This is a genomic window from Streptomyces sp. TM32 (assembly GCF_004122755.1).
Taxonomy (GTDB): domain Bacteria; phylum Actinomycetota; class Actinomycetes; order Streptomycetales; family Streptomycetaceae; genus Streptomyces; species Streptomyces sioyaensis.
On the sequence record NZ_SDIG01000268.1, the window covers coordinates 1 to 5,476 of the forward strand.

4 protein-coding genes and 1 pseudogene are annotated in these 5,476 nt (G+C 71.0%); all 5 read left to right on the forward strand.

Going from position 1 to position 5,476, the window contains the following annotated elements:
* A partial coding sequence (locus EST92_RS31460; RefSeq protein WP_129283964.1) for a hypothetical protein occupies positions 1–565 on the forward strand: 565 nt, incomplete at its 5' end.
* The gene (locus tag EST92_RS30840; RefSeq protein ID WP_129283965.1) at positions 555–1,880 is read left to right on the forward strand and encodes a hypothetical protein; all 1,326 of its coding nucleotides are present in this window, start codon (positions 555–557) and stop codon (positions 1,878–1,880) included. The genes EST92_RS31460 and EST92_RS30840, both read left to right, overlap by 11 nt.
* Positions 1,877–3,439 carry an SCO6880 family protein gene (locus EST92_RS30845; protein WP_129251339.1) on the forward strand — a complete coding sequence of 521 codons (1,563 nt, stop codon included), beginning with the start codon at positions 1,877–1,879 and terminating at the stop codon, positions 3,437–3,439. The genes EST92_RS30840 and EST92_RS30845 overlap by 4 nt, the downstream gene beginning before the upstream one ends.
* Before the next feature lie 29 nt (positions 3,440–3,468).
* On the forward strand, positions 3,469–4,893 hold the full coding sequence (locus EST92_RS30850; protein ID WP_129283966.1) for an ATP-binding protein: 1,425 nt from the start codon (positions 3,469–3,471) through the stop codon (positions 4,891–4,893).
* Positions 4,890–5,476 (forward strand): annotated as a pseudogene (locus EST92_RS30855) (type VI secretion protein); the annotation flags it as partial. The gene EST92_RS30850 and the pseudogene EST92_RS30855, both read left to right, overlap by 4 nt.

The following is a 5,476-nucleotide window of genomic DNA, read 5'->3' on the forward strand; positions in this document are numbered from 1 at the left end:
GCCGGTCACCGGCAAGAACGGCGGCATCGCCACGGGCTTCCCGAAGACGGAACAGGGGGCGGAGTCGGCGGGGGCGAATTATGCGGTGGCGCTCACCAGCGACGGCATGTACAAGGCCGCCCGACGGCACGAGATCGCCGACGCCGTCTATGCGCCATCCGTGGCGGCGGCGCGCAGGAGCGCCCTCGACAAGGTGTACTCCGACCCCGCCTTCCTCGGCAGGATCGGCCTCAAGCCGGACGGCACCGCGCCCAGCGGCATGACCTTCGTTTCGCGCGCGAACCCGGTCGGCACAAAGACCGAATCGTTCAAGGGTGACACCGCCAAGGTCTCGGTCTGGTACTCCGCCCTCTTCGGCCTGGCAGGAGCGCAGTCCAAGAACCCCGTATCGGAAAGCTGGTACACGAACACCTTCGACCTGAAGTGGATGGACGGGGACTGGAAGGTCACCGACTTCACGCAGAAGGACGGCCCCGCTCCGGTCGGAAGGGACCAAGCTGCCGCATCGGCAGGGGATATGACCAAGGCCGTGCAAGGGTTCGGAGGGTTCACCTATGCCCGCTAACAGTCGTCGCCGCGCCCTCTCCCTCGCCGCGTTGGTGACGGTCGTCCAGACAACCGCTGTGCTCCTGGCCTCCCGCGCTTTCGCGGCGCCGGACCCCACGCCGGGCAGTGACCCCTGTGACCTCATCCGCGGCCCCGCCAAGGCCTACTGCCAATCCGGCGACAAAGCCGGATCCGGCGCGCCCAAGGCGCCCGGCGGCCTCACCGACGACAACCCCCTCGACCCCCTCAGCTCGCTGGCCAAGGGGTTCGCCAAGGCCGCCGCGTGGATCGTCACCAAGCTGTCGGACGCGGTGAAGTCCACCTCGCAGGTGGACTTCACCAACGCCGCCTTCCTGCGGCAGTACGCCGTCGTCTTCGCCGCCTCCACCATCCTCACCCTCGTCCTGTGGCTGCTGGCCGTCGCCAAGCGCGCCGTGCGCGGGGTGCGGCTGACGGAGGCGATCGGTGAGGCGGTCGGGTTCCTCTGGCTCACCGTGCTCGCCTCCGCCTTCACCCCGCTCATCCTCTACACCATCGTGTCGGCGACCGACGGCGTCACCGAGATCCTCGCGAAGGCGACGGGGGCGCAGACCGACACCTTCTTCGGCGCGTTCTCGCAGGCGCTCACAAAGGGCACGGACATCGGCGGCGGACCGATCATGCTGATCGTGGTGTCGCTGGTCTCGGTCCTCGCCGCCGGTGTGCTGTGGCTGGAGCTGGTGATCCGGGCCGCGCTGCTCTACGTCGGGGCGCTGCTCGGCACGGTCGTCTACGCGGGCCTGGTCGACAAGAACATGTGGGGGCACGTGCGCCGCTGGGCGGGCATCATGATCGCGGTGATCATGGTGAAGCCGGTCATCGTCATCGTGCTGGGTATCGCCGGTGCGCTCTCCCACGACAAGGGTCCGAACGCCTTCTCCGCCGTCGTCTCCGGCCTAGCGATCATCATCCTCGCCATCTTCGCCAGCGCGGTGATCTACCGCTTCGTCCCCGGCTTCGGCGACGAGATGGTCTCGGCCCGTACGAACAAGGGCCGGGCCACCGACGGCAGCCAGGCCGCCGCGATGATCTCCTCGCCGGCCGCGCTGGTCTCCCAGGGCATCAAGACCCACAGCTCCCGCAGGTCCGGCGGGGACGGCGGACAGTCGCAGGGCACGCAGGGCGGCCAGTCCCGGCCGGCCGACGCGGTGGCCGGCGGGGTCGCCGCACACAGCTCCCGCACCGGCGGCGGCCGTGGCCCGGCGCCCGCCACCCCCGCTCCCCGTACGAACACCCACCCCGGCCCGAGCAGCAGTTCCCGCACCGGCAAGACAGCAGGAGGTGACGGGCGTTGAGCACGCACTCCCACCCGATCGCGCCCCGCCGCACGTACCTGATCGGCCGCGCCCGGCCCAACGCGATCGTCGGCAAGAACCGCGAGACCGGCGAGATCGCGCTGATCATCGTCGGCGCGTTCCTCGGGATGATGTGCGGTCTGCTGGTGCCCATGCTGCCGCTGCGGATCGTGTCCCTCACCGGCTTCCCGATGCTGGGGCTCGCCCTCGTCTACGTGCCGTACAAGGGCCGGACGTTCTACAAGTGGTTCGAGATCCGGCGCAGCTTCCGCCGTACGGTCCGCCGCGGCGCCACCTACCGCTCCGGCGCCGCCGAGGCGGGCGTCCGGCTGGACGGCCGGGAGGTCGAGATCGGCCCGCCGCCCGGCATCGGCCGGATCAACTGGCTGTCCGCGCCGTTCGGGCCGGACGAGATCGCCGTCCTGCTGCACGCCGACCGCAAGACGGTGACCGCGGCCATCGAGATCGAGGGCCCGGGCGTCGGCCTGCGGGACAGCGAGGACCAGGAGGCGCTGGTCGACCGCTTCGGGACGCTGCTGAAGCACGTGGCCAACGGCGACGGGTATGTGACCCGGCTGCAGATGCTCGCCCGTACGCTGCCCGCCGACCCGGACGCGCACGCCAAGGACGTCGCCCAGCGCGGCGACCGCTCCTCCCCGGCCTGGCTGCAGGAGTCCTACGACCAGCTCCAGTCGATGGTCTCCACCTCCTCCGAGCAGCACCGCGCCTACCTCGTCGCCTGTATGCACTACACCCGCGAGCTGGCCGCCGAGGCGCAGACCATGGCACGCGCCGCCCGGATGCACCAGAGCGGGCTGCTGCGCAAGAAGCTGGACCGGGACGCCGGTCTCGCGGTCGTGATGGCCCGTGAACTCACCGACATCTGCGCCCGGCTCGCCGAGGCCGACATCCGGGTCCGCCAGCCGCTGGGCCAGGCCCGGCTCGCCTCCCTCGTGCACTCCATGTACGACCCGGACCACCCCATCGACCACATCCAGGCGATGAGCAAGCGCAACGCCTGGCCGGCCGAGCTCGACGCGATGGAGCCGACCTATCTGCAGGCCAAGACGCGTGAGTCGACGACCCGCGCGCCGTGGTGCCACGCCACCGCCTGGGTCAAGGAGTGGCCGCTGACCCCGGTGGGCGTCAACTTCCTCGCGCCCCTCCTGGTGCACACCCCGGACGTGATCCGTACGGTCGCGGTCTGCATGGACCTGGAGCCCACCGAGGTGGCCATCGAGCGGATGCTGACGGAGAAGACCAACGACGACGCCGAGGCCAGCCGCGCCGCCAAGATGAACCGCGTCGTCGACCCGCGGGACGTCGCCCACCACGGCCGCGTGGACCAGCGCGGCGAGGACCTGGCCTCCGGCGCCGCCGGCGTCAACCTCGTCGGCTACCTCACGGTCTCCTCCCGCTCGCCCGAGGCGCTGGCCCGCGACAAGCGCACCATCCGCGCCTCGGCCGGCAAGTCCTACCTCAAGCTGGAGTGGTGCGACCGCGAGCACCACCGGGCGTTCGTCAACACCCTGCCGTTCGCGACCGGAATCCGCCGCTAAAGCCGCTGGGAGGCGCGTACGTCATGGCCATGCTCGATCCGCTCGGAGCGCTCACCGACGCGTTCACCAGTTTCCTGTTCGGGAAGGTGGAGACGACCCGGCTGCCCGTACGCACCTCCACCGGCCAGGCCCAGGCGGTGTATCTGCCCACCGCCGCCCCCGGTCTCGGCGACTCCGGCGTGATCATCGGCCGTGAGGTCTACAGCGGCAAGGGCTACATCTACGACCCGTTCCAGCTCTACGGCCAGCAGCTGCCGGCCCCGCACTGGCTGGTCCTCGGCGAGTCCGGCAACGGCAAGTCCGCGCTGGAGAAGACCTACGTCCTGCGCCAGCTGCGGTTCCGCGACCGCCAGGTCGTCGTCCTGGACGCCCAGGGCGAGGACGGCGTCGGCGAATGGAACCTCATCGCCGAGGAGCTGGGGATAACCCCCATCCGCCTGGACCCGACCGCCGCCCTCAACGGCGGGATCCGCCTCAACCCCCTCGACCCGTCGATCACCACCACCGGCCAGCTGGCCCTGCTGCGCACCATCATCGAGGTCGCGATGGGCCACGGCCTGGACGAGCGCTCCGGCTTCGCCCTCAAGGTCGCCCACGCGTACGTCACCGAGACCATCACCGACCGGCAGCCCGTCCTGACCGACATCGTCGAGCAGCTGCGGCACCCGGAACCGGAGTCGGCGGAGGCGATGAACGTCGACATAGACGATGTCCGGGCCTGGGGCCTGGACGTCGCGCTGGTCCTCGACCGGCTCGTCGACGGTGACCTGCGCGGCATGTTCGACGGGCCCACCTCGGCCGGCATCGACCTCGACGCCCCCCTCATCGTCTTCGACCTCTCGCACATCGACCGCAACTCCATCGCGATGCCGATCCTGATGGCGATCGTCGGCGTCTGGCTGGAGCACACCTGGATCCGCCCCGACCGCAAGAAGCGCATCTTCCTGGTGGAAGAGGCCTGGCACATCATCAACTCCCCCTTCGTGGCCCAGCTCTTCCAGCGGCTGCTGAAGTTCGGCCGCCGGCTCGGCCTGTCGTTCGTGGCCGTCGTCCACCACCTCAGCGATGTGGTCGACGGCGCCGCCGCCCGCGAGGCCGCGGCGATCCTCAAGATGGCCTCGACCCGCACGATCTACGCCCAGAAGGCCGACGAGGCACGGGCCACCGGCCGGGTGCTCGGCCTGCCCCGCTGGGCCGTCGAGATCATCCCGACCCTCACCCCCGGCATCGCCGTCTGGGACGTCAACGGCAACGTCCAGGTCGTCAAACACCTCATCACCGAGGCCGAACGCCCGCTGGTCTACACCGACCGGGCGATGACCGAGGCCTCCGCGATGCCGACGGACGAGGCGCGCGCCCTCCAGGCGGCGGCGGACGCCGAGGCCGAGGCACGCGCCGACGCGATGGCGATGGAGCGGCAGTGGAGAGACGAGTCGAGCGAGACGGTGGCGTGAGGCCCGGATACGACGACGAACGGGGCGCCGGCGGCTACCGCGACGCGCCCGCCCCCCGGGGACGCGGCGTCCCCGACTCCCTGCTGGTCGGGCTGCTCGCCTTCCTGCTGGGCCTGACCGTGCTGGTGTGGAGCGCGACGGGCCTGTCCGGCTTCTTCGCCCACGGTGCCTGGCCCACCGGCGTCACCTACCCCGGTACGCCGATGGCGCTGCGCCATCTGGTCTCCGCACCGCACAACATGGCCGCCGCCTGGCCCGACACCCCCAAGGACCAGCTCTCCGGTTACGGCCTCTTCTGGGGCATCCTCATCGGCGAGCTGATGGTGCTGCTGGTCCTGACGATCTTCACGCTGGGGACGATCACCCGCTATCGCGCCGTACGGACGGCCCGCCGCTCGAAGGCCCGGCAGCCCACCGCCCCGGAACCAGCGGCGCACACACCGCAAGAGCGAGCCCGCCAGGCGGAACGGGAAGCGTGGCAGGCCCGGGAAGCCCTCCAGGAGACGGCCCGCAGCGCCCCTACGGCGCCCGACGAGGAGACCCGGCCCGCGCCGGCGGTCCCGGCCACGCCGCCTCCCCCGCC